Raw genomic sequence first — 21,992 nt, forward strand, 5'->3', positions numbered from 1 at the left:
GAAAGACCGGGCCTTTTGTTTTATCTGTTGTCTGTCGGTGAGGGCTCTCCTGAGGAGGACAAATCCGCCGGGAGCGGATTTGAACGTTGCGCAGCAACGGCCCGGAGGGTGGCGGGCAGGACGCCCGCCATAAACTGCCAGGCATCAAACAAGTGAAGAAGCCCGTCCTGCCGGATGGGCTTTTTTGCGTCTGTGTGAAATAAACTCCGCCTGTCGCCTTATGCGACCTCCGACGCTATCCCCTCGAACATATCTGAATCCTTTCTGTGCTAATTAAAACCGTGACTTATATCGCATAATTAATTATAACAATTATATAACATTTAATTTACCAAAAAAGACACAACTAGCATTGATAAATTCACGCGATCCTTGGCAGGGGTATAATTCTAATGGCTGATAGTAGTGTAACTGAGAACGGGACGCTGACAGACGGCGATACCCGTCGTCGTATTTGGGCGATTGTCGGAGCATCATCAGGGAATCTGGTCGAATGGTTTGATTTCTATATCTATTCTTTCTGCTCTCTCTATTTTGCTCATATCTTTTTTCCATCAGGAAACACCACTACGCAACTCTTACAGACTGCCGGCGTTTTTGCCGCAGGCTTTCTGATGCGACCAATTGGCGGCTGGTTGTTTGGTCGCATCGCTGATAAGCACGGGCGCAAAAAATCCATGCTGCTGTCAGTTTGTATGATGTGTATGGGATCGCTGGTGATCGCTTGTCTTCCGGGGTATGAAACCATCGGTACCTGGGCTCCTGCGCTATTGCTACTGGCCAGACTATTTCAGGGACTGTCTGTCGGGGGCGAATACGGGACCAGCGCTACCTACATGAGTGAAGTGGCCATTGAAGGTAAGAAAGGTTTTTATGCTTCATTCCAGTACGTAACGTTAATTGGCGGGCAGCTATTGGCATTACTGGTTGTGGTCATTTTACAGCAAACCTTAGAAGATTCAGCGCTCAGAGAGTGGGGGTGGCGTATTCCATTTGCGCTGGGAGCCGTGTTAGCTATTGTCGCGCTATGGCTGCGTCGCCAGTTGGATGAAACCTCGAAACAGGACGTTCGCGCGCTGAAAGAAGCGGGCTCTCTGAAAGGTCTGTGGCGTAATCGCAAAGCCTTCATCATGGTGCTTGGCTTTACTGCTGCTGGCTCGCTGTGTTTTTACACCTTCACAACCTATATGCAGAAGTACCTGGTTAATACCGCAGGTATGCATGCCAACGTAGCCAGCGGGATTATGACGGCGGCACTGTGTGTGTTCATGCTGGTGCAACCATTGTTTGGCGCTTTGTCAGATAAAATTGGCCGACGTACTTCCATGCTATGCTTTGGCGCATTAGCTGCGATTTTCACCGTTCCCATTTTGACTGCATTGCAAAACGTGACGTCTCCGTATATGGCGTTTGCTCTGGTAATGTGCGCCTTGTTGATCGTGAGTTTCTATACGTCCATCAGCGGCATTCTGAAGGCTGAGATGTTTCCGGCGCAGGTGCGTGCCCTGGGGGTTGGGTTATCTTATGCGGTGGCGAATGCTCTGTTTGGTGGTTCAGCCGAATATGTTGCCTTATCCCTGAAATCCATCGGTATGGAAACCACATTCTTCTGGTACGTTACCGCGCTGGCAGTTGTCGCATTTTTAGTATCGCTGATGCTGCATGGGAAGGGAAAAGGGCTGCGCCTCTAATGATGCGCCAGTTGCCAGACTGCATAGCCGGTTGAGGCGCCCGCAACATCCCAGGCAAAGTCCTTCCAGCTCCAGCCGCTCCCAGCGGGGCGGCTGTCCCACAGCTCTTTCGATGCGCCCAGGCTGATTGAGAACATCAAACCAATAGCCGCACTGCGATCTCGGTTGTTACCCTGATGCTGGGCATATTCGTTACCGGCTGCGGCAAGCATGGCGGAGGCAATAAAATGTTGAGCTTTGTCTTGTCCGCTCCAGCGGTCGTTTGCCATGTGGCTGCAGCCAGAAATAGCCAGGATACTGGTAAGAATAAACAGGCGCACCGTTGCCTCCATATGAAAAACCCCGTCAGTGACGGGGTCTTGGTTACAGAATACGGCTAATTAATCTGTCGATACGAATACGGCGTAGTCGACGGATCAGCTTACGCACTTTGACTGGATAGTCGGCAATGCTTTGCAGGTCGCGGTAGTGCTTAACCACGGTGGTATGCGTGCGGATAAGCTCCAGCTCTTTATCGCGCTGGGGCGCCAGCTCTTGCTTAGGATCGTGGATAAGGATGGCATTTTCCAGATCCAGACGCCAGGCTCGAGGATTAAGGTTGTTGCCGGTGAGCAGCATCCATTTATCATCAACCCACATACCTTTCAGATGATAAGTGTTGTCATCATCTTTCCATAAGCGCACGACTAACTGGTCGGTATTCACATAATATTGCAGTCTGCTGAGGAAACGGCGCAGGTTAATTTCATACAGATAGGGCAGCGCGCCGATGATTTTAAAAGGTTCATCTTCCGGGATATAAAAGTCGTTGGCGGTTTTATCACCGACAATGATTTCGACCTTTTTCCCTTCACGCAGCAGCTGAATGATATTGCGCACCAGTATGGCGGGCAGATTGAAATAAGGGGTACAAATTGTGAGTTTGTGCTCTGCGCAGGGCATGAGGTGGAAAATAGTCTTATTTAACAGACTGGATTTTCCGAGTCCAACCAGAGGCGTAACAGAAAGCTGTTCATTATCCGCATCTCCCTGAAAATGGAATGACGCATCGCGCAGTTCCTGACGGTACAAGCGGATGTCGTTTTTAATTTCCGGGCTTTTAGGGCGATTGATATCATCAAGACGATTAACGCCGCGACCATTCATCAGGTTTTGCGCCACCCAATTGAACATGATATCGGCCATTTGCGCGTTGCGAATCAACTGATAACGGTCGTAGCGATATTTATCATGCTGATGCAGATAAACATCGTTCAGGCTGGCGCCGCTATACAGGACGCTGTCATCGATGATAAAGCCTTTGAAATGCAGAACGCCAAGGGCTTCGCGCGTGTTAATCGGCACGCCATAGACAGGAATATCGATACCGGGGTTTTCTTGCGCCATGCGGCAATACCAGTCAGCATTGGTATTAGATGCCGCAGCACCAATGCGCCCGCGCTGGGCTCGGTGCCAGTCGACAAGCACCCGGACATCCAGTTCAGGACGCTGCCGTTTTGCCGCATAGAGCGCGTCGAGTATGCCTTTGCCACCGTCATCCTGTTCCAGGTACAGCGCAATAATGCAGATCCGTCGCGTCGCGCTGGCGATTTTTTCCAGCAGAGTCTCCCTGAAATTAGCGGGAGCATAAAAGAAATCTACATCATCAACTGACTGAGAAATCTTGGGTAGTTGGGCAAGGTGTTGTTGATGTTTATTACGCTTAAATTTTGACAACATCACAGTGCATTTCTTCTCTGTTCATTGAAGGGTCCTCTGTGCTATGCAGACGACATAAGCGGGCAATGATACCACCAGTACCCATTAATGTGGTCAACATTTCCAGTACCTTACTCACGATTCCTCAAATTGGGCCAGATTAAGCGTTAGCCCAACAATCCCCTCTTCGAGTTGGACGTCAACAACGAACCCGAGTTTCCGGGCCAGGGCGACCATACCGCGATTGTTTGGCATCGTAATACCATTCAAACGTCTAAGTCCGTGATCTCGGGTATAGGCAATTAATTTTTCCATCAATCGGCGACCCAGTCCAAGTCCTTTGAGATCAGAACGAACCAGGACGGCAAACTCGGCATCTACGTTATCAGGATCCGAGATAGCTCGCGTCACGCCGAGGATCTCTTCATGATTATCTCTACAACGCACAGCGACAAAGGCCATTTCACGATCGTAGTCGATCTGTGTCATATTGGCTAAATCTTCATGGGTAAATTCGTTGATCTCACTAAAATAGCGATAATAAAGATCTTCTTTGGTTACCTGAGAAATGAACTGCTGCAGATGAGGTTCATCCTCTGGCAAAATGGGGCGGAACAGGCAGCGCTCGCCGTTCTTCAACTCAACCCACTCTTCAAGCTGATGAGGGTAGGGGCGTACAGCCAATCTGCTTTCGTTATCGCCCGTGAAAGGGGCAATGTCCAGCGTGACGTCCAGCGCGGTAAATTCATCGGCGGAGGCCAGCAGCGGATGGATATCCAGACGCTGAATTTCCGGACAATCGACGATCAGGTTGGATACCTGCACCAGAAGCTGGCTTAGTCCGGCGATATCCAGTGGGCGTAGTGCGCTACGAGCGCGGATCTTCTTATTTTTGATCCCCTGGATCACCAGATAACGCGCCAGATTCATGTTCAATGGCGGCAATGCCACCACGGCTTGCTCTTCTGGTCGCCACTCAACCCCGCCTTCACCCAGCATAATCAGCGGGCCAAATACCGGATCGTGTTCAACGACGACGCGAAGCTCCTGAGCGCCAGCGCGATTCGCCATGCTTTGCACTAATAAACCGTGGATGCGCGCCTGCGGCCAGGCCATTTTCACCCGATCAAAAATCGCATTCGCGGCCTGCTGTACCTCTGTTGCCGTACGCAGGTAGAGCATTACCCCCTGAACTTCCGATTTATGCGGGATATCAGGGGAACGCAGCTTGAGCGCCACCGGATAGCCGATCTGCTCTGCGATATGCACAGCTTCTGCGCTGTCGCTGGCGATCCAGGTCGGGAGCGTGTGTAAGCCATAAGCTTGTAAAATCGGCTGCACTTCATGGGTATCCAGCGATGTGGCCCCTTCGGCAATCGCCTGCTGTAACAGATTATGCGCCTCGGCGGTGTTCGTGGTCAGGTAGTCCGGTAGCGCAGGCGTTTCTCGCAGTTGCTTTTGGTTACGCCGATACTCAACCATATGCATAAATGCGGTGATGGTTCCTTCCGGTGTACGGTAGGTGGGCACCCCTGCTTCGCTAAATAGCCTACGGGCTTCCTGGGAAGAAAACTCCCCGCACCAGTTGGTTAGTAAGGAGATAAATTTCCCTCGAGGATGCTGCTTTACTGCTTCGATCAACGCTTGCGCGCTTTCGGTCCCGGGGGCGGCGGCGCTGGGCGAATGAATTACCATCAGTGCGTCGAAGTCCTGGCTGGTGAGCAAAATATCCAGCGTTTTTACATAATGTTCGCTACTGGCGTCGTCACGAAGATCCAACGGGTTGCCGATATCAACATGGGCTGGTAGCGCATCGCGTAATTTCTGGCAGGTATCTTCACTCAGCGTGGCGAGTTTGCCATTCTTCGACCATAGCTCATCCAATGCCAGTGCGGCAGGCGCGGCGCCGTTACTGATGATCATTAGTCTGTCACCACGCAGCGGGCGCATGTGACTCAGGGTTTCGACCGCCGAGAACAGCTCGTGAGTATCTTGCACGCGTAATAAACCGGCGCGCTGAATAGCCGCATCCCAGGCTGGGTCCATCCCTGCACTGGTGTGCAGTAAACGCTGCGCTGCCGGGCTGCGGCCACTCTTAATCACCAGAATGGGTTTGTTGCGCGCGGCGCTACGGGCGGCAGAGACAAAGCGCCGGGCATCGCTCAAATGTTCGAGATAGAGCAATATTGCGCTGGTTTTACTGTCGCGCGCCAGGTAATCCAGCAGCTCATCAACGTCGATATCCAGGCTGTCACCCAACGCGATAAAGTAAGAAAAGCCCATTTCTCTCTGCTGCGCCCAGTCGAGTATGGTATTGGATACGGCGGCGGATTGAGAGATAAAAGCCAGCTTGCCGCGCTTAATCGGGACGGGGGAAAAGCTGGCGTTAAGTCCCTGCCAGGGGGCGAGAAGTCCCAGACTGTTGGGACCCAGCAGGCGTATTTTATAGCGTGAGGCGCAGGCCAGCAGTTCTGCATGCTGGGCCGCGGGAGCCGAAAGAATAATGCAGGTTTTACAACCTTTCTCGCCAAGCGCTTCGAGCAATGCCAGGTTACGGCTGGCATTGGTGCACAACACGGCGAGGTCGGGGCTAAAAGGCAAGCTGCTGATATTGGGCCAGGCCAGTACGCCCAATACCGCTTTCCAGGCGGGCGTCACCGGTAGAACTGGCCCATTGAAACCGCCGGCAAGCAGATTACGCATCATCAGGTAACCCGCGCGGTTAGGCTTCATCGACGCCCCAATCACCGCAATGGATTTCGGTCGCAGTAGTGCTTCCAGACCACGTTGACTCATATCGGCTTCCTTAATGACACCAGTGACCGAATGATTTTAAACGCTTTCTGTCGAGTCTGCTGTGACGCTTCCCTGATGTTGAGTTTTTCCTGCCAGGTAACGGGTTTTAAAGCGTGTGAAGTGATCGCTTAACCCTTCCGCAGCTTGCCTATCGCCAGCCAGATCCAGCAAAGCGATGGCGACTTCGGCAGTACAGTATTGCCCTTCGGCGTGAATACCACGCAGGTGATAAGCAGAAAGGCGCGATAAATCAACGGAGATCACCGGCAGGTTGTCGAGGTACGGGCTTTTGCGGAACATTTTACGCGCTTCCGGCCAGGTGCCATCGAGCATAATAAACAACGGCGGTTTGCCGGTCGGCGGCGTGAAAATCACTTCGCGCTCTTCGCCCGCATAGGAAGCCGGGAATACCACCATCGGCTGGTAATCAGGATTTTTCACCAGTTCAAGCAGCGCCTGCGGCGGTTCGGTGCGTGACCACTGAAAAGCCGCGGTATCGGGCAAAATATCGGCGATTAAACGTCCCGTGTTACTGGGCTTCATCGGCTCGGTATCAAACATGACCAGACAAAAACGGCTTTTGGCCTCAGACGGTACTAATGTTGCGCATAAGCAGAGCTTTAGCGGCAGCAGGCAGCGCTGGCAGCGACGAATACGGTTACCTCGGGCGAGGAAAGGACGCGTGGCGCGCGCGAGGCGCTCAGCGCGTAACTGAAGAACTGCGTTATCGGTCATGGGGGAACACGTTGAAAAACGCTATTGTCGCAGAGGTGAAAACGGGGCACAAGATGCGCCCCGCAGAGATTATAATGATTCGTTAAGCCAGCTATCAAACGGAGCCTTAGGTACGGCGCCATTAAGCATATCGACGATTTCACCTTTTCTGAAGATCATGATGGTCGGAATACTGCGGATGCCGAAGCGGGCGCTGAGCTCACGTTCGGCTTCTGTATTCACTTTAACAAAACGCACTTTACCGCTACGCTCTTCCGCGACATCTTCAAAAATTGGGGCAAAGTTACGGCATGGTCCGCACCAGGGGGCCCAAAAATCAACCACCACCGGGAGATCGTCTTTTAACAGTTTATCCAGTGTTTCACCGGTCGCATTGATCACCTCCCCATCGAACAGGTCGTGACCACAGCGTCCGCATTTAGCCGCTTCCTGGACACGATCGTCGGGAATGCGGTTGATAGCCTGGCAGCTGGTACAAACGGTATTCATAACTAACCTCTGGATGAGTAGTGTGGACTTCATGGCAGTGACGCCAGTATGTTTCTATTATGTTACATATTATCGGGGAGTCTGTTCTAAACAACAATGCGTTTTATTCAATGAGTACAATAGTCCTTAGCTTTTAAATGAAATAATGGCTAACGACGTGCACATCGGGTAATCTGCGCGCTTCGCGCAGAGCAGGTGGAGAAAAACATGAGCGACGAACTGAAGAACAAAAACGGCAAGGTCAAAGTGATGTACGTCCGCAGTGACGATGACTCGGATAAACGCACCCAAAATCCACGTACTGGTAAAGGCGGCGGACGCCCCGGTACTTCCCGAGCCGAAGGCGGTCGTCGCCCTGCCCGTGATGACAGAAAGGGTCCGAACAGCGAACGCGGCCGTGAACGTGGTCGTGACCGCGATGCAGAACGCGATCGCAGACGTGAAGATTCACCATGGCGTACCGTATCCCGCGCACCGAATGATGATGCTGAGGATAAAGCCGATCATGGTGGCATTAGCGGCAAGAGTTTTATCGATCCTGAAGTCTTACGTCGTCAGCGCGCGGAAGAAACCCGCGTTTACGGTGAAAATGCCTGTCAGGCTCTGTTCCAGAGTCGTCCGGACGCTATTGTTCGCGCCTGGTTCGTGCAGAGCGTCACCCCGCGCTTTAAAGAAGCATTACGCTGGATGGCGGCAAACCGTAAAGCCTACCATGTGGTTGATGAAGCTGAGCTGGCGAAAGCCTCCGGTACTGAGCACCATGGCGGTGTTTGTTTCCTGATCAAAAAACGTAACGGTACCACCGTTAAGCAGTGGGTGGGTCAGGCTGGGGCGCAGGATTGCGTACTGGCTCTGGAAGACATCGCTAACCCGCACAACCTGGGCGGAATGATGCGTAGCTGCGCCCACTTTGGTGTGAAAGGCGTGGTGGTACAGGATGCGGCGCTGCTGGAATCAGGTGCGGCAATCCGTACCGCTGAAGGTGGCGCAGAGCATGTTCAGCCGATCACCGGTGACAGCATTGTCGATGTGCTGGACGACTTCCGTAAGGCAGGTTACACGGTAGTGATGACCTCAAGCGTGAAAGGCAAACCGTTGTTTACTACCACGCTGCCGGAAAAAATGGTGCTGGTATTAGGGCGTGAGCGTGAAGCGCTGCCGGAAGCGGCATGCTCAGCCGACGACCTGTGCGTGGCGATTGACGGTACGGGTAACGTTGAAACGCTCAACGTATCTGTGGCAACCGGCGTACTGCTCGCGGAGTGGTGGCGTCAGAACAAAGCCTGATAATAAAAATGCCAGCGAATCGCTGGCATTTTTTTTACTCACTTTCTGCAGGTAACACCGGCGTCCAGTCAATCGGTTTTTCACCTCGTTGTTCCAGCCATTCATTAGCCAGTACAAAGTGATTGCAGCCAAAGAAACCACGATGCGCGGAGAGCGGTGACGGGTGCGGCGCTTTCAACACATGGTGACGTTGGGTATCAATAATCGCGCCTTTCTTTTGTGCATGTGAACCCCAGAGCAGGAAAACGACGCCTTCGCGATGCTGATTAATCAAGCTGATGACTTTATCGGTGAAGGTTTCCCAGCCCAGGCTGGCGTGCGAATGTGCCTGACCGGCGCGGACGGTGAGTACGGTATTCAGTAACAATACCCCCTGACGTGCCCAGCTTTCCAGATAACCGTGCGTTGGGCGCGTGAAGCCAGGAATCGTCGCTTCCAGCTCTTTGTACATGTTCAGCAGCGAGGGGGGAGTGGCAATACCCGGACGAACAGAGAACGCGAGACCGTGTGCCTGGCCTGGACCGTGGTAAGGATCCTGCCCCAGGATGACGACTTTCACGTCGCCAAGTTCGGTAAAGCGAAAAGCGTTAAACACATCTTTTTGCGGCGGGTAAATTGTCATACCCGACTGACGCTCGCCAGCGACAGTATGTAGCGTGTTAACAAAATAAGGCTGCTGTTTCTCATCTGCCAGCACATCGTGCCAGGTTAATTCGGTGGCCATCTCGCTCTCCTGCGAATTTTCAATCCCTCTAGCTTAACTGCTTCTTACCACGTCGCAAAATTCTGTACGTTTCTCAACGGCATGGGCCTTAAAGATAGTTGAAAATTTATGTAAAAAGTTTAGCTGTGTACGTGGCGTAAGTTGATGTAAAACAATAAAATCCACCTATCACCACTTTTCATGTGTGGTTTTTGTTGATTTAAATCAAAGATTCAAGGGTGTGTGAGGGGTATATATACACTCAAGCAACAATGGTTTTACCAATTGGCCGGATGACGGCCAACCGAGATCAAATAATTTTGCCGGGGAGGCATCAAATGATTACAGGTATCCAGATTACTAAAGCTGCAAACGACGACCTGCTGAACTCTTTCTGGCTGCTGGACAGCGAAAAAGGCGAAGCACGCTGCATCGTTGCGAAAGCAGGTTTCAATGCGGATGACGTCGTTGCCGTCAGCAAACTGGGTGAAATCGAATACCGTGAAGTGCCGGTAGACGTACAGCCGGAAGTTCGCGTGGAAGGTGGTCAGCACCTGAACGTGAACGTTCTGCGTCGCGAAACGCTGGAAGATGCGGTTAAGCATCCGGAAAAATATCCGCAGCTGACCATCCGTGTTTCTGGTTATGCGGTACGTTTCAACTCTCTGACCCCAGAACAGCAGCGCGACGTTATTGCTCGTACCTTTACTGAGAGCCTGTAAGGCTCGCGGGGAATAACCCCGTTTAGCAGAGAATCAAAAGCGGAAGATGCCAGCGCGTCTTCCGCTTTTTTATATCCGTTAGTAAAAAATTCGTACTGCGCAATACACTAACAGCAGCGCCAGAATGATATTCAACTGTCGGCCGTAACGGCGAAAGAGGCGCTGAAAAAGATGGCCTGCCAGCGCCCAACATGCATTACCAAAGGTGCCGATCAGCGCCAGCAGAATACTCACCCCAATCAGCCAGTGTGCATCCTGCGTATAGGGCAGTACGAACGTGGATAACGCGGTAATGCCGTACAAAATGATTTTGACGTTAACAAACTGCAAGCCAAAACTCGCCCAGAAGCCGATCGGTTCGGACTGCAAATTATCGTTTGCCGCCGGGCTGGTGGCGATTTTCAATGCCAGCCACAAGATATATGCCGCACCTGCCCAACTGAGCCAGTGGATGATGGCAGGATCCATCGCCGCAAGCGAAAACGAAATCCCGGCGCATATCAGCATGACGATTAAAAAGCCCAGACTCATCCCGGCAAGCACGCGCGTGCTCTGGCGAAAACCGTGTGACGTCGCAGCACTGAGCGCAAGGATGTTATTTGGGCCGGGGGTTAGCGCGGTAATCAATGTATAGGTCCAGAATGCGCTTAAAAGTATGGGGGTCACTTGTTATCTCCTCTGTTTTGGTAGACAGTACCCGAGTCAAAACATTTAAAAAAATGAATGTTTTTGCATTCTGAGTTCGATATTTTCGATGGGTTGGTGCGGATGGATTTACGTCGGTTTATTACGTTAAAAACGGTGGTGGAAGAGGGGTCGTTCCTGCGGGCGTCACAAAAGCTTTGTTGTACGCAATCGACCGTGACGTTTCATATTCAACAGCTTGAGCAAGAGCTTTCGGTGCAACTGTTCGAAAAAATTGGCCGCAGAATGTGTCTTACCAGTGAGGGCAAACGGTTGATGCCGCATATACACGACCTGACCCGCGTGATGGCATCGATTCGTCAGTCAGCGCAGCAGGATGCGCAGCCGAGCGGCGATCTACGCGTTGCGACCGGCGAAACGCTGCTGGCGTATAAAATGCCGCAGGTTCTACAGCGATTTAAACAACGCGCGCCTCATGTGCGGTTGTCCTTACAGTCGCTCAACTGCTATGTCATTCGCGATGCGTTGCTCGGTGATGAGGTTGATCTGGGCGTGTTTTATCGTGTTGGTAATGATGATGCACTTGAGATGATACCGCTGGGCGATCAGTCACTGGCGCTGGTTGCGTCGCCTCTGCTGCAGCACGTTGATTTCACCCGGCATCACCAGCACATTCCCTGCAGCTTTATCATTAATGAACCGCAATGTATTTTCAGACAACGCTTCGAAGGGCTACTGCGTAAGCGTCATATTACGCTGGAAAATACGATTGAGTTGTGGAGTATTGAGAGCATCAAGCACTGCGTATCGGCAAATCTTGGCGTCAGTTTTTTGCCGCGTTTTGCCGTTGAGAAGGAGCTACGTTCAGGGGAATTGGTTGAGTTACCGTTCAGCGAACAGCCGGAGTTAATTACGGCATTGTGCGGTTATCATGCTGGAAAAGTCGTTAGCCCGGCGATGCGGGTGTTTATTGAGTGTATTGAAGAGAGCTTTGCGACGCATGAAAAAATGCCGGGCTAAACGGCCCGGCATACGGTTTTACTCTTTGTCGGACTGCTGGGGAGCCGTTCCGCTCGGCTTACGACGCTTGCCGATATTTTTGGCGTCGCGGTGACGTTTCTTCACGCGCGGTTTCTCTTTTTCTTTGGCTTTTTGCTCGGCGCGCTTCGCCAGCACTTTCTTGGACGGCTTGCCGTTAGATTTCTCACTTGGCGCGCGAGTTGTCGGACGCAGTTCGTCAATAACGCGCGCTTTCAGCGGTTCGTCGATATAGCGGCTCGCTTTGCCAAGCAGCAGGTGGTCGTGCGCTTCAACCAGAGAAATCGCGGTACCTTTACGGCCAGCGCGGCCGGTACGGCCAATGCGGTGTAGATAGGCATCACCACTGCGCGGCATGTCGTAGTTAAACACGTGGCTAACATCAGGAATGTCGATCCCGCGAGCGGCAACATCGGTCGCAACCAGTACGTTCACACGACCATCGGTCAGGCGTTTGATCGCTTCGTTACGCTTGATCTGTACCATCTCGCCTTCGAGATAGCAGTTATTAATGCCAGCCTGGCGCAGCCAGCCTGCCAGCTCGTGCACACGCTCACGCTTACGTACAAAAACAATCGAACGGGTCGCTTCCGGCTGTTTTAACAGATGGATCAGCAGAGCCGTTTTGTGCTCGATGTCATCGGCACGGTAGTAAAATTGATGGATCTTCTTGCGTTCGCGGGTCGATGGATCCGCCGAAACCTCAACCGGATCTTCCAGCAGGCGCTCGGCAAAATCTTTAATCGCGTCGCCTTCCAGCGTGGCAGAGAATAACATCGTCTGCTTACGCCAGCGGGTTTCTCCGGCGATATGTTCGATGTCCTGGGCAAAGCCCATGTCCAGCATACGGTCTGCCTCATCGAGGATCAGCGTTTCAACCGCGTGGCAGTCGAAATTCTCTTCTTTGATGTATTGCAGCAGGCGACCGGTGGTGGCGACCACGATATCCTGGTTTTCGCTAAAGACTTCCATATGGTTCATGTAAGCCACGCCGCCGGTAATTGTGGCGATATCCAGATGCGTATTCTTCGCCAGTTCACGGGCGTGGTCGGCAACCTGCATCGCCAGTTCGCGCGTTGGCGTCAGAATTAAAATGCGCGGTGGGCCAGATTTTTTGCGCGGGAAGTCGAGCAGGTGCTGCAACGCTGGCAGCAAATATGCCGCCGTTTTACCGGTGCCTGTCGGCGCAGAACCGAGTACATCACGGCCATCGAGCGCAGGCGGAATGGCGGCAGCCTGAATGGCGGTCGGGCGAGTGAAACCTTTTTCCTGGAGGGCATCCAGAAGGCTTTCATCGAGTTCAAGTTCGGAAAAAGTCGTTACAGTCATGTTCTACCTCTGTGTGGGGCGCTGATTATAGACGTTACGGCTGCAATCTTCATCTGTTTGTATGGATATAGCTTCTCAGGTATTGTTTTTATCCTATGTTATCGTCTTTTTTCCCCAGGAAGGTTGTTCTCCATGCCCCAGTCTACATCCGTACTTAGACGTAATGGATTTACATTTAAGCAGTTTTTTGTGGCGCATGATCGTTGTGCGATGAAAGTCGGAACGGACGGTATTTTATTAGGGGCCTGGGCCCCCGTTGCGGGCGTAAAACGGATCCTGGATATTGGTACCGGGAGCGGCCTGTTGGCGCTGATGCTGGCCCAGCGTACTGATGAAAATGTCATCATTGACGCCGTGGAGCTTGATGTTGACGCCGCGCAGCAGGCGCAGGAGAACATCGCGCAATCTCCGTGGATGCATCGCGTCAGCGTTCATACAGCAGATGCGCAGCAATGGATACCACGCCAGACCGTGCGTTTTGATTTGATTATCAGCAATCCACCTTATTATGAACAGGGAGTGGAATGCGCCACGCCGCAGCGCGAACAGGCACGTTACACGACTGCGCTCGATCATGAAGCATTGCTGGCGCTGGCGGCGGGGAGTATTACAGAAGATGGTTTTTTTTGTGTCGTGCTGCCGGAACAAATTGGTAACGCCTTTACCCAGCAGGCATTAAGTATGGGCTGGCATTTGCGTTTACGTACGGATGTGGCAGAAACTGAGGCCCGGCTACCACATCGTGTATTGTTGGCATTCTCCCCGCAGGCCGGGGAGTGCTTTAGCGACAGGTTGTTTATCCGTGGGCCAGACCAACGTTACTCTGAAGGTTACACGGCGCTGACCCAGGCGTTTTATCTGTTTATGTGATGACTTAGCGGCGAGAGGATGGACGGGCCTGACTCGGGAAGTTGTTCAGGATAATCCAGCGTGTAGTGCAGGCCCCGACTCTCTTTGCGCATCATTGCGCAGCGTACGATCAGCTCGGCAACCTGCACCAGGTTGCGCAGTTCCAGCAAATTGTTCGACACGCGGAAATGGGCGTAATACTCGTCGATTTCCTGTTGCAGCATGGTGATACGGCGCAGCGCGCGCTCCAGACGCTTAGTCGTACGCACAATCCCGACGTAGTCCCACATAAATAAGCGCAGCTCATGCCAGTTATGCTGAATCACCACCAACTCATCCGGATTTTCCACACGACTTTCATCCCAGGCGGGAAGTGTGTTGACACCGCGTGCGTAAGGCATTCGCCTGTCGATATCTTCAGCGGCTGACCAGCCGTAAACCAGGCACTCAAGCAATGAGTTCGACGCCATACGGTTGGCGCCATGCAGGCCGGTATAGCTCACTTCGCCGATGGCATACAGGCCGTCGACATCCGTGCGGCCAAAGTCATCAACCATCACACCGCCGCAGGTATAGTGCGCGGCAGGGACGATAGGGACCGGCTCTTTGGTCAAATCGATGCCCAGTCCCAGCAGTTTTTCATAAATCATCGGGAAATGCTGACGAACAAATGCTTCCGGTTTATGGCTGATGTCGAGGAACATGCAGTCAGCGCCCAGACGCTTCATCTCGTGGTCAATGGCACGGGCGACGATATCGCGGGGAGCCAGTTCGCCACGCTCGTCAAAATCGGGCATAAAGCGCGAGCCGTCCGGGCGCTTCAGGTGCGCGCCTTCGCCACGCAGCGCCTCGGTCAACAGGAAATTGCGCGCCTGCGGATGATACAGCGCCGTTGGATGAAACTGGTTAAATTCAAGATTGGCGACACGACATCCCGCGCGCCAGGCCATCGCAATCCCGTCCCCCGAGGAGATATCCGGATTGGTAGTGTACTGATACACTTTTGACGCGCCGCCGGTAGCTAACACCACTGACTTCGCATGGCAGGTTTCGACAGCTTCTTTATTACGATTCCAGATCCAGGCCCCAACAACCCGACGCGTTCCCGGCAGGCCGATTTTATCAGAGACAATCAGATCGACGGCATTACTGCGCTCCAGAACCTGTATGTTAGGGTGATTTTGCGCCTGGCTGACAAGGGTGGTTTCGACTTCTTTACCGGTAGCATCCGCAGCATGCAGGATGCGTCGATGACTATGACCGCCTTCACGGGTCAGGTGATAACTCTCTTCACCGTTGGGCTGAACCTGCGTATCAAATAACACACCCTGATCGATAAGCCACTGCACACAGGTGCGGGCATTGCTGGCGACAAACTCTACCGCATGACGATCGCAAAGTCCGGCCCCGGCAACCAGCGTGTCTTCAACGTGGGAGTCGATACTGTCGGTTTCATCGAAAACCGCGGCAATACCACCCTGAGCATAAAACGTCGAGCCTTCGCTAACAGGACCTTTGCTCAGTACAATAACCTGATGTTTCTCAGCCAGCCGCAGCGCTAGCGAGAGTCCGGCAGCTCCGCTGCCAATGATCAGCACGTCACAGGATAATTCAGGAGTTGTATTCATAATGTTTGTTTAATTTACTAAACAGTGTTTGCTCACAATAGCACCAGAATACGCGTTGCTGCACGTTTTATTTTTAAATGTGTTGCAATGGCTAAACATGAAAGGAAAAGTATGACGAGGCCGAAATGAGCAAAATTATTTTGTGAAGCAGGCCGTTAGCATCAGATTATGTGATGAAATAAAGTGGCCGTTGGGTTACTCTGCAAGCGGTGAAATGGGCATTTCTTACAGATAGTGCGTTGATCGGGTTATGTAGACTTATAATGAGAGATAAGACCTGTCTACAACATGACAAACAAAAAACAAATGCGTAACGGAACTTTACGAAACTTGAGCACTCTAAGCATTTGCTTGCTCATAGTGAAGCTTATGGAGTGGCGTTTCGACAGCGCGTGGAAATTTGGTTTGGGGAGACTTTACCTCGGATGAGCGAGCAGTTAACGGACCAGGTCCTGGTAGAACGGGTCCAGAAGGGAGATCAGAAAGCCTTTAACCTACTGGTAGTCCGCTATCAGCATAAGGTGGCGAGTCTGGTTTCTCGCTATGTACCGTCGGGCGATGTACCCGATGTAGTACAAGAAGCATTTATCAAGGCCTATCGTGCGCTGGACTCGTTCCGGGGGGATAGTGCTTTTTATACCTGGCTGTATCGTATCGCAGTCAATACAGCGAAGAATTACCTGGTCGCTCAGGGGCGTCGTCCACCTTCCAGTGATATAGATGCGATTGAAGCAGAAAACTACGAAAGTGGCGGTGCACTGAAAGAAATTTCGAACCCTGAGAACTTAATGTTGTCAGAAGAACTGAGACAGATAGTTTTCCGAACTATTGAGTCCCTCCCGGAAGATTTACGCATGGCAATAACCTTGCGGGAGCTGGATGGCCTGAGCTATGAAGAGATAGCCGCTATCATGGATTGTCCGGTAGGTACGGTGCGTTCACGTATCTTCCGAGCGAGGGAAGCTATTGATAATAAAGTTCAACCGCTTATCAGGCGTTGACGATAGCGGGATACTGGAAAAGGTATTAGGCATGCAGAAAGAAAAACTTTCCGCTTTAATGGATGGTGAAACGCTGGATACTGAGTTGCTTAAAGAGCTGACTCACGACCCGGAAATGCAAAAAACCTGGGAGAGTTATCACCTGATTCGCGATTCCATGCGAGGTGATACCGCCGACGTTCTCCATTTCGATATTTCCGCCCGCGTAATGGCTGCCATCCAGGATGAGCCAGTACGTCAGACGGCGCCATTGATTCCTGAGGCCCAGCCAGCACCGCACCAGTGGCAGAAAATGCCATTCTGGAAGAAAATGCGTCCGTGGGCCGCGCAGCTTACCCAAATGGGGGTGGCCGCGTGTGTATCACTTGCAGTTATTGTTGGCGTCCAGCACTATAACGGTCAATCTGAAACGTCCCAGCAGCCCGAAACGCCGGTATTTAATACATTACCGATGATGGGTAAAGCCAGTCCGGTAAGCCTGGGTGTACCTTCTGACGCGACAGCCAGCGGCGGTCAGCAACAGCAGGTACAGGAGCAGCGTCGTCGTATTAATGCCATGTTGCAGGATTACGAACTGCAACGTCGACTGCACTCTGAACAGCTTCAGTTTGAGCAGGCGCAAACACAGCAAGCCGCTGTGCAGGTGCCAGGAATTCAAACTTTAGGAACGCAATCGCAGTAATGAAGCAACTTTGGTTTGCCATGTCACTTGTGGCTGGTAGCCTGTTCTTCTCTGTAAACGCCTCGGCCAATCCTGCGTCCGGGGCGTTGTTGCAGCAGATGAATCTGGCCAGCCAGTCGCTAACCTATGAGCTGTCATTTGTCAGCATCAATAAACAGGGTGTTGAATCCCTACGTTATCGCCATGCCCGCCAGGATAACCGTCCGTTAGCGCAGTTGTTGCAATTGGATGGACCGCGCCGGGAAGTGGTGCAACGCGGCAATGAAATAAGTTATTTCGAGCCTGGGCTCGAACCGTTCACGCTGAACGGCGACTATATCGTTGATTCATTGCCATCCCTGATTTATACCGACTTCAAACGCCTTGCACCCTACTATGATTTTATTTCAGTAGGCCGCACTCGCATTGCCGATCGGCTCTGTGAAGTGATCCGCGTTGTCGCTCGTGACGGCACGCGTTACAGCTATATCGTCTGGATGGACACCGAAACCAAGCTACCGATGCGTGTCGATCTTCTCGATCGTGATGGCGAAACGCTGGAACAGTTCCGCGTCATCGCCTTTACCGTAAACAACGGCGTTAGCGACAGCATGCAGACGCTGGCGAAAGCCAATCTACCGCCGTTGCTGTCGGTTCCTGCGGGTGAAAAAACCAACTTCAACTGGAGTCCGTCATGGGTGCCGCAAGGCTTTAGTGAAGTCTCCAGCAGTCGACGTCCGCTGCCGACCATGGATAACATGCCGATTGAATCACGCCTTTATTCGGATGGCCTGTTCAGTTTCTCCGTGAACGTAAACCGCGCGACGCAAAACAGCACCGATCAACTGCTGCGAACCGGGCGTAGAACGGTCAGCACCAGCGTGCGTGATAACGCGGAAATTACGATAGTGGGCGAACTGCCGCCACAAACGGCGAAGCGTATCGCGGACAATATTAAGTTCAGGGCCGCACAATGATCAAAGAGTGGGCGACAGTCGTTTCCTGGAAAAATGGTCTGGCGACGGTCAGCTGTGATGTGAAAGCGTCATGTAGCAGCTGTGCTTCCCGGGCCGGATGCGGGAGCCGCGTGCTGAATAAACTTGGACCGCAGACCACGCACACTATTGTGGTACCCAGCGATGAGCCATTGGCCCCTGGTCAAAAAGTTGAGCTGGGCATTGCCGAGAGGAGCCTGTTGGGATCGGCGATGCTGGTTTATATGTCTCCGCTGGCGGGGCTCTTTCTTTTCGCGGCGCTGTTCCAGGTGCTGTTTGGCTCCGACCTGGCAGCTTTAAGCGGGGCTGTACTGGGTGGCGTGGGCGGATTCCTGATCGCCCGCGGATATTCCCGTAAGCTTGCTGAACGTGAAGCCTGGCAGCCGGTCATTCTGAACGTTGCCCTCCCGCCCGATCTTATTCGCGTTGAAACCCAGCAGTGATATCTTTGCCTGATGGCGCTGCGCTTATCAGGCCTACCGCGTTTTCAGATGCAGGCGTAGGCCGGATAAGGCGTTTATGCTGCCATCCGGCAAAAGTTTCACCGACTTTGTAAGGTTGTTTCCAGTTCCCGCTATCCTTGCTCTATGAACGTTTCCTCGCCTCAGCGTTGTAGTGTAGAATGCGGCGTTTCACTTAAACAGACGTTAAGCTCAGATCAGCGACTTCTCAGAGCCTGCTCAGGCGGGCGTAAGGCACAATAATTACTCTATATGAAGAACATACGTAACTTTTCAATCATTGCTCACATCGACCACGGTAAATCGACGCTGTCTGACCGTATTATCCAGATCTGCGGTGGCCTGTCTGACCGTGAAATGGAAGCGCAGGTTCTCGACTCGATGGATCTTGAGCGTGAGCGCGGTATTACTATCAAAGCGCAGAGCGTGACGCTCGATTTCAAAGCATCTGATGGTGAAACCTATCAGCTTAACTTTATCGACACCCCGGGCCACGTCGACTTCTCATATGAAGTTTCCCGCTCGCTTGCCGCCTGTGAAGGCGCACTGCTGGTGGTTGACGCCGGGCAGGGTGTAGAAGCGCAAACGCTGGCCAACTGCTACACCGCCATGGAAATGGATCTGGAAGTGGTGCCGGTACTGAACAAAATTGACCTGCCAGCCGCTGACCCTGAGCGTGTAGCGGAAGAAATTGAAGATATCGTCGGCATCGACGCCACCGACGCAGTACGCTGCTCGGCGAAAACCGGCGTGGGCGTGACCGACGTGCTGGAACGTCTGGTGCGCGACATTCCGCCGCCGGAAGGCGATCCGGAAGGCCCATTGCAGGCGCTGATCATCGACTCCTGGTTCGATAACTACCTGGGCGTGGTTTCGCTGGTGCGTATTAAAAACGGCACCATGCGTAAAGGCGACAAGATTAAAGTGATGAGCACCGGTCAGGTTTATAACGCCGACCGTCTGGGTATCTTCACGCCGAAACAGGTTGACCGTACCGAGCTGAAATGCGGCGAGGTAGGTTGGTTGGTTTGTGCGATTAAAGACATCCTTGGCGCCCCGGTGGGTGATACCTTAACGTCTGCGCGTAACCCGGCAGAGAAAGCGCTACCAGGTTTCAAGAAGGTGAAACCGCAGGTTTATGCCGGTCTGTTCCCGGTCAGCTCTGACGATTACGAAAACTTCCGTGATGCGCTCGGCAAGCTGAGCCTGAACGACGCTTCCTTGTTCTATGAGCCGGAAAGCTCAACCGCGCTGGGCTTTGGCTTCCGCTGTGGCTTCCTCGGCCTGTTGCACATGGAGATCATTCAGGAACGTCTGGAACGTGAATACGATCTGGATCTGATCACTACCGCGCCGACCGTAGTTTACGAAGTGGAAACCACAGCGAAGGAGACAATCTACGTCGATAGCCCGTCCAAGCTGCCGCCGCTGAACAACATCTACGAACTGCGCGAGCCGATCGCCGAGTGTCACATGCTGCTGCCGCAGGCTTACCTTGGTAACGTCATCACGCTGTGTATCGAGAAACGTGGCGTACAGACCAACATGGTTTATCACGGTAACCAGGTCGCGCTGACCTATGAAATTCCGATGGCGGAAGTGGTACTCGACTTCTTCGACCGCCTGAAGTCGACCTCCCGCGGCTATGCGTCGCTGGACTATAACTTCAAACGCTTCCAGGCGTCTGACATGGTGCGTGTTGATGTCCTCATCAACAACGAACGTGTCGATGCGCTGGCGCTGATCACTCACCGCGACAACTCCCAGAGCCGTGGCCGTGAGCTGGTCGAGAAGATGAAAGATCTGATCCCGCGCCAGCAGTTTGATATCGCGATCCAGGCGGCCATCGGCACGCACATCATCGCGCGTTCAACGGTGAAGCAACTGCGTAAAAACGTTCTGGCGAAATGCTACGGTGGCGACATCAGCCGTAAGAAAAAGCTGCTGCAAAAACAGAAAGAGGGTAAAAAGCGCATGAAGCAGATCGGTAACGTCGAACTGCCGCAGGAAGCGTTCCTCGCCATTCTGCATGTCGGTAAAGACAGCAAATAATCTTAAGGAGTTGGCATGGCGAACATGTTTGCCCTGATTCTGGTGATTGCCACACTAGTGACGGGCATTTTATGGTGCGTAGATAAATTCATTTTCGCGCCAAAACGCCGGGAGCGTCAGGCAGCAGCGCAAGCTGCTGCAGGTGATTCACTGGATAAAGCAACGCTGAAAAAAGTGGCCCCTAAGCCGGGCTGGCTGGAAACTGGCGCATCCGTTTTCCCGGTATTAGCTATCGTGCTGGTGGTGCGTTCGTTTATTTATGAACCGTTCCAGATCCCGTCAGGTTCGATGATGCCGACGCTGTTGATTGGCGACTTTATTCTGGTGGAGAAATTCGCCTACGGGATTAAAGATCCGATTTACCAGAAAACGTTGATCGAAACCGGCCATCCGAAACGCGGTGATATCGTGGTGTTTAAATACCCGGAAGATCCGCGCCTGGACTACATCAAACGCGCTGTCGGTTTACCGGGAGACAAAGTGACGTACGATCCGGTGGCGAAAGAGGTGACTATTCAGCCTGGTTGCAGCTCCGGTCAGGCGTGTGAAAATGCGCTGCCGGTAACCTACTCTGATGTTCAGCCAAGTGATTTTGTGCAGACCTTTGCTCGTCGTAACGGCGGGGAAGCGACCAGCGGTTTCTTTGAAGTTCCGTTGAACGAAACGAAAGAGAACGGTATTCGTCTCACCGAACGTAAAGAAACGCTCGGTGAGGTAACGCACCGCATTCTGACCGTGCCAATCGCGCAGGATCAGGTAGGGATGTACTACCGTCAGCCTGGTCAGCAGCTAGCGACCTGGATCGTCCCACCGGGACACTACTTCATGATGGGTGATAACCGTGACAATAGCGCGGACAGCCGTTACTGGGGATTTGTGCCGGAAGCGAATCTGGTGGGTAAAGCGACTGCTATCTGGATGAGTTTCGACAAGCAAGAGGGTGAATGGCCGACCGGCGTGCGTTTAAGCCGTATTGGCGGTATTCATTAATTGCTAATAATCGTTCACGTTGTCGTCATTATGGCGACAACGTGAATTATTTCTCGGATAAATTCCCGCAGACTAACGACATCCCTTGTCGTTGTGTATAGAATATTCCCCCGAAGTTTTAGGTTGGCACCGACAGGTTGCCACGGCACACGAAACAGCGTTGGTTTGTATACAAAAGCATTCAGACGATGCCAGATGGCTAAGTGAATGGCGTATACCAGG

Annotated in this window: 20 protein-coding genes and 1 pseudogene; 12 read left to right on the top strand and 9 right to left on the bottom strand. The window is 52.6% G+C overall.

The window, feature by feature from the left end:
- Positions 1–392 precede the first annotated feature (392 nt).
- The gene (locus FDX09_RS07950) at positions 393–1,691 is read left to right on the top strand and encodes an MFS transporter (RefSeq protein WP_061382224.1); all 1,299 of its coding nucleotides are present in this window, start codon (positions 393–395) and stop codon (positions 1,689–1,691) included.
- Here the strand turns inward: FDX09_RS07950 and FDX09_RS07955 are convergent.
- The 5 genes from FDX09_RS07955 to trxC all read right to left on the bottom strand — a co-directional run bounded on the left by FDX09_RS07955 (position 1,688) and on the right by trxC (position 7,409).
- A complete protein-coding gene (locus FDX09_RS07955) occupies positions 1,688–2,011 on the bottom strand; it encodes a YfiM family lipoprotein (protein ID WP_061382238.1) in 324 nt (107 codons plus the stop codon). The two genes, FDX09_RS07950 and FDX09_RS07955, sit on opposite strands and share 4 nt — an antisense overlap.
- Before the next feature lie 43 nt (positions 2,012–2,054).
- Positions 2,055–3,410 carry a CDP-diacylglycerol--serine O-phosphatidyltransferase gene (pssA, locus tag FDX09_RS07960; protein WP_038642732.1) on the bottom strand — a complete coding sequence of 452 codons (1,356 nt, stop codon included), beginning with the start codon at positions 3,408–3,410 and terminating at the stop codon, positions 2,055–2,057.
- A 114-nt stretch (positions 3,411–3,524) separates the two neighbouring features.
- The gene (pat, locus tag FDX09_RS07965) at positions 3,525–6,185 is read right to left on the bottom strand and encodes a protein lysine acetyltransferase (protein ID WP_137347033.1); all 2,661 of its coding nucleotides are present in this window, start codon (positions 6,183–6,185) and stop codon (positions 3,525–3,527) included.
- A 36-nt stretch (positions 6,186–6,221) separates the two neighbouring features.
- On the bottom strand, positions 6,222–6,920 hold the full coding sequence (tapT, locus tag FDX09_RS07970; RefSeq protein WP_069324430.1) for a tRNA-uridine aminocarboxypropyltransferase: 699 nt from the start codon (positions 6,918–6,920) through the stop codon (positions 6,222–6,224).
- A 69-nt stretch (positions 6,921–6,989) separates the two neighbouring features.
- Positions 6,990–7,409: a thioredoxin TrxC gene (gene trxC / locus FDX09_RS07975; RefSeq protein ID WP_003037559.1), complete on the bottom strand. Its 420-nt coding sequence runs from the start codon at positions 7,407–7,409 to the stop codon at positions 6,990–6,992.
- A 207-nt stretch (positions 7,410–7,616) separates the two neighbouring features.
- Between trxC and FDX09_RS07980 the strand changes: the two genes are divergently transcribed.
- Positions 7,617–8,696: a tRNA/rRNA methyltransferase gene (locus FDX09_RS07980; RefSeq protein ID WP_038642726.1), complete on the top strand. Its 1,080-nt coding sequence runs from the start codon at positions 7,617–7,619 to the stop codon at positions 8,694–8,696.
- A 34-nt stretch (positions 8,697–8,730) separates the two neighbouring features.
- Here the strand turns inward: FDX09_RS07980 and ung are convergent, their stop codons facing one another.
- Entirely contained in the window at positions 8,731–9,420 is a 690-nt protein-coding gene (gene ung / locus FDX09_RS07985) for a uracil-DNA glycosylase (RefSeq protein WP_042306632.1), read from the bottom strand.
- A gap of 317 nt (positions 9,421–9,737) precedes the next feature.
- On the opposite strand from ung, the gene grcA reads away from it, so the two are divergent.
- Positions 9,738–10,121 (top strand): autonomous glycyl radical cofactor GrcA, encoded by a 384-nt coding sequence (gene grcA, locus FDX09_RS07990; RefSeq protein WP_005121223.1) that lies wholly within the window; start codon positions 9,738–9,740, stop codon positions 10,119–10,121.
- 78 nt (positions 10,122–10,199) lie between these two features.
- Here the strand turns inward: grcA and eamB are convergent, their stop codons facing one another.
- On the bottom strand, positions 10,200–10,787 hold the full coding sequence (gene eamB / locus FDX09_RS07995) for a cysteine/O-acetylserine transporter (protein WP_038642722.1): 588 nt from the start codon (positions 10,785–10,787) through the stop codon (positions 10,200–10,202).
- A gap of 102 nt (positions 10,788–10,889) precedes the next feature.
- Here eamB and FDX09_RS08000 point away from each other — a divergent pair, with 102 nt between their 5' ends.
- Positions 10,890–11,786: a LysR family transcriptional regulator gene (locus tag FDX09_RS08000; RefSeq protein WP_137347034.1), complete on the top strand. Its 897-nt coding sequence runs from the start codon at positions 10,890–10,892 to the stop codon at positions 11,784–11,786.
- 18 nt (positions 11,787–11,804) lie between these two features.
- On the opposite strand, the gene srmB is transcribed toward FDX09_RS08000, so the two are convergent.
- Positions 11,805–13,133 (bottom strand): ATP-dependent RNA helicase SrmB, encoded by a 1,329-nt coding sequence (gene srmB, locus FDX09_RS08005; RefSeq protein ID WP_038642718.1) that lies wholly within the window; start codon positions 13,131–13,133, stop codon positions 11,805–11,807.
- Positions 13,134–13,265: 132 nt separating this feature from the next.
- Here srmB and trmN point away from each other — a divergent pair, with 132 nt between their 5' ends.
- Positions 13,266–14,003, top strand: coding sequence for a tRNA(1)(Val) (adenine(37)-N(6))-methyltransferase TrmN (gene trmN / locus FDX09_RS08010; protein WP_061382218.1), 738 nt, complete (start codon positions 13,266–13,268; stop codon positions 14,001–14,003).
- On the opposite strand, the gene nadB is transcribed toward trmN, so the two are convergent.
- Positions 13,988–15,610, bottom strand: coding sequence for an L-aspartate oxidase (gene nadB / locus FDX09_RS08015; protein WP_038642714.1), 1,623 nt, complete (start codon positions 15,608–15,610; stop codon positions 13,988–13,990). The two genes, trmN and nadB, sit on opposite strands and share 16 nt — an antisense overlap.
- Before the next feature lie 263 nt (positions 15,611–15,873).
- Between nadB and rseD the strand changes: the two are divergent.
- The 7 genes and pseudogenes from rseD to lepB all read left to right on the top strand — a co-directional run bounded on the left by rseD (position 15,874) and on the right by lepB (position 21,770).
- Positions 15,874–16,039: pseudogene (rseD, locus tag FDX09_RS08020) on the top strand (rpoE leader peptide RseD).
- Positions 16,036–16,611, top strand: coding sequence for an RNA polymerase sigma factor RpoE (gene rpoE / locus FDX09_RS08025; RefSeq protein WP_003037573.1), 576 nt, complete (start codon positions 16,036–16,038; stop codon positions 16,609–16,611). The pseudogene rseD and the gene rpoE overlap by 4 nt, the downstream one beginning before the upstream one ends.
- 31 nt (positions 16,612–16,642) lie before the next feature.
- Positions 16,643–17,293 (top strand): anti-sigma-E factor RseA, encoded by a 651-nt coding sequence (gene rseA / locus FDX09_RS08030; RefSeq protein ID WP_008785497.1) that lies wholly within the window; start codon positions 16,643–16,645, stop codon positions 17,291–17,293.
- On the top strand, positions 17,293–18,249 hold the full coding sequence (gene rseB / locus FDX09_RS08035; RefSeq protein ID WP_038642710.1) for a sigma-E factor regulatory protein RseB: 957 nt from the start codon (positions 17,293–17,295) through the stop codon (positions 18,247–18,249). The genes rseA and rseB overlap by 1 nt, the downstream gene beginning before the upstream one ends.
- Positions 18,246–18,710, top strand: coding sequence for a SoxR-reducing system protein RseC (gene rseC / locus FDX09_RS08040; protein WP_137347035.1), 465 nt, complete (start codon positions 18,246–18,248; stop codon positions 18,708–18,710). Before rseB ends, rseC begins: the two co-directional genes overlap by 4 nt.
- Before the next feature lie 270 nt (positions 18,711–18,980).
- The gene (gene lepA / locus FDX09_RS08045) at positions 18,981–20,780 is read left to right on the top strand and encodes a translation elongation factor 4 (protein ID WP_038642706.1); all 1,800 of its coding nucleotides are present in this window, start codon (positions 18,981–18,983) and stop codon (positions 20,778–20,780) included.
- 15 nt (positions 20,781–20,795) lie between these two features.
- Positions 20,796–21,770 (top strand): signal peptidase I, encoded by a 975-nt coding sequence (gene lepB, locus FDX09_RS08050; RefSeq protein WP_038642704.1) that lies wholly within the window; start codon positions 20,796–20,798, stop codon positions 21,768–21,770.
- Positions 21,771–21,992 lie beyond the last annotated feature (222 nt).

The sequence above is a fragment of the Citrobacter sp. wls717 genome, from assembly GCF_005280955.1.
Taxonomy (GTDB): Bacteria; Pseudomonadota; Gammaproteobacteria; order Enterobacterales; family Enterobacteriaceae; genus Citrobacter; species Citrobacter werkmanii.

What these genes read in the sequence shown, in the direction of transcription:
- FDX09_RS07950 (WP_061382224.1), top strand. Translation starts at nt 393, where the DNA reads ATGGCTGATAGTAGTGTAACTGAGAACGGGACGCTGACAGACGGCGAT.
- pssA (WP_038642732.1), bottom strand. Translation starts at nt 3,410, where the DNA reads ATGTTGTCAAAATTTAAGCGTAATAAACATCAACAACACCTTGCCCAA.
- pat (WP_137347033.1), bottom strand. Translation starts at nt 6,185, where the DNA reads ATGAGTCAACGTGGTCTGGAAGCACTACTGCGACCGAAATCCATTGCG.
- tapT (WP_069324430.1), bottom strand. Translation starts at nt 6,920, where the DNA reads ATGACCGATAACGCAGTTCTTCAGTTACGCGCTGAGCGCCTCGCGCGC.
- trxC (WP_003037559.1), bottom strand. Translation starts at nt 7,409, where the DNA reads ATGAATACCGTTTGTACCAGCTGCCAGGCTATCAACCGCATTCCCGAC.
- FDX09_RS07980 (WP_038642726.1), top strand. Translation starts at nt 7,617, where the DNA reads ATGAGCGACGAACTGAAGAACAAAAACGGCAAGGTCAAAGTGATGTAC.
- ung (WP_042306632.1), bottom strand. Translation starts at nt 9,420, where the DNA reads ATGGCCACCGAATTAACCTGGCACGATGTGCTGGCAGATGAGAAACAG.
- grcA (WP_005121223.1), top strand. Translation starts at nt 9,738, where the DNA reads ATGATTACAGGTATCCAGATTACTAAAGCTGCAAACGACGACCTGCTG.
- FDX09_RS08000 (WP_137347034.1), top strand. Translation starts at nt 10,890, where the DNA reads ATGGATTTACGTCGGTTTATTACGTTAAAAACGGTGGTGGAAGAGGGG.
- srmB (WP_038642718.1), bottom strand. Translation starts at nt 13,133, where the DNA reads ATGACTGTAACGACTTTTTCCGAACTTGAACTCGATGAAAGCCTTCTG.
- trmN (WP_061382218.1), top strand. Translation starts at nt 13,266, where the DNA reads ATGCCCCAGTCTACATCCGTACTTAGACGTAATGGATTTACATTTAAG.
- nadB (WP_038642714.1), bottom strand. Translation starts at nt 15,610, where the DNA reads ATGAATACAACTCCTGAATTATCCTGTGACGTGCTGATCATTGGCAGC.
- rpoE (WP_003037573.1), top strand. Translation starts at nt 16,036, where the DNA reads ATGAGCGAGCAGTTAACGGACCAGGTCCTGGTAGAACGGGTCCAGAAG.
- rseA (WP_008785497.1), top strand. Translation starts at nt 16,643, where the DNA reads ATGCAGAAAGAAAAACTTTCCGCTTTAATGGATGGTGAAACGCTGGAT.
- rseB (WP_038642710.1), top strand. Translation starts at nt 17,293, where the DNA reads ATGAAGCAACTTTGGTTTGCCATGTCACTTGTGGCTGGTAGCCTGTTC.
- rseC (WP_137347035.1), top strand. Translation starts at nt 18,246, where the DNA reads ATGATCAAAGAGTGGGCGACAGTCGTTTCCTGGAAAAATGGTCTGGCG.
- lepA (WP_038642706.1), top strand. Translation starts at nt 18,981, where the DNA reads ATGAAGAACATACGTAACTTTTCAATCATTGCTCACATCGACCACGGT.
- lepB (WP_038642704.1), top strand. Translation starts at nt 20,796, where the DNA reads ATGGCGAACATGTTTGCCCTGATTCTGGTGATTGCCACACTAGTGACG.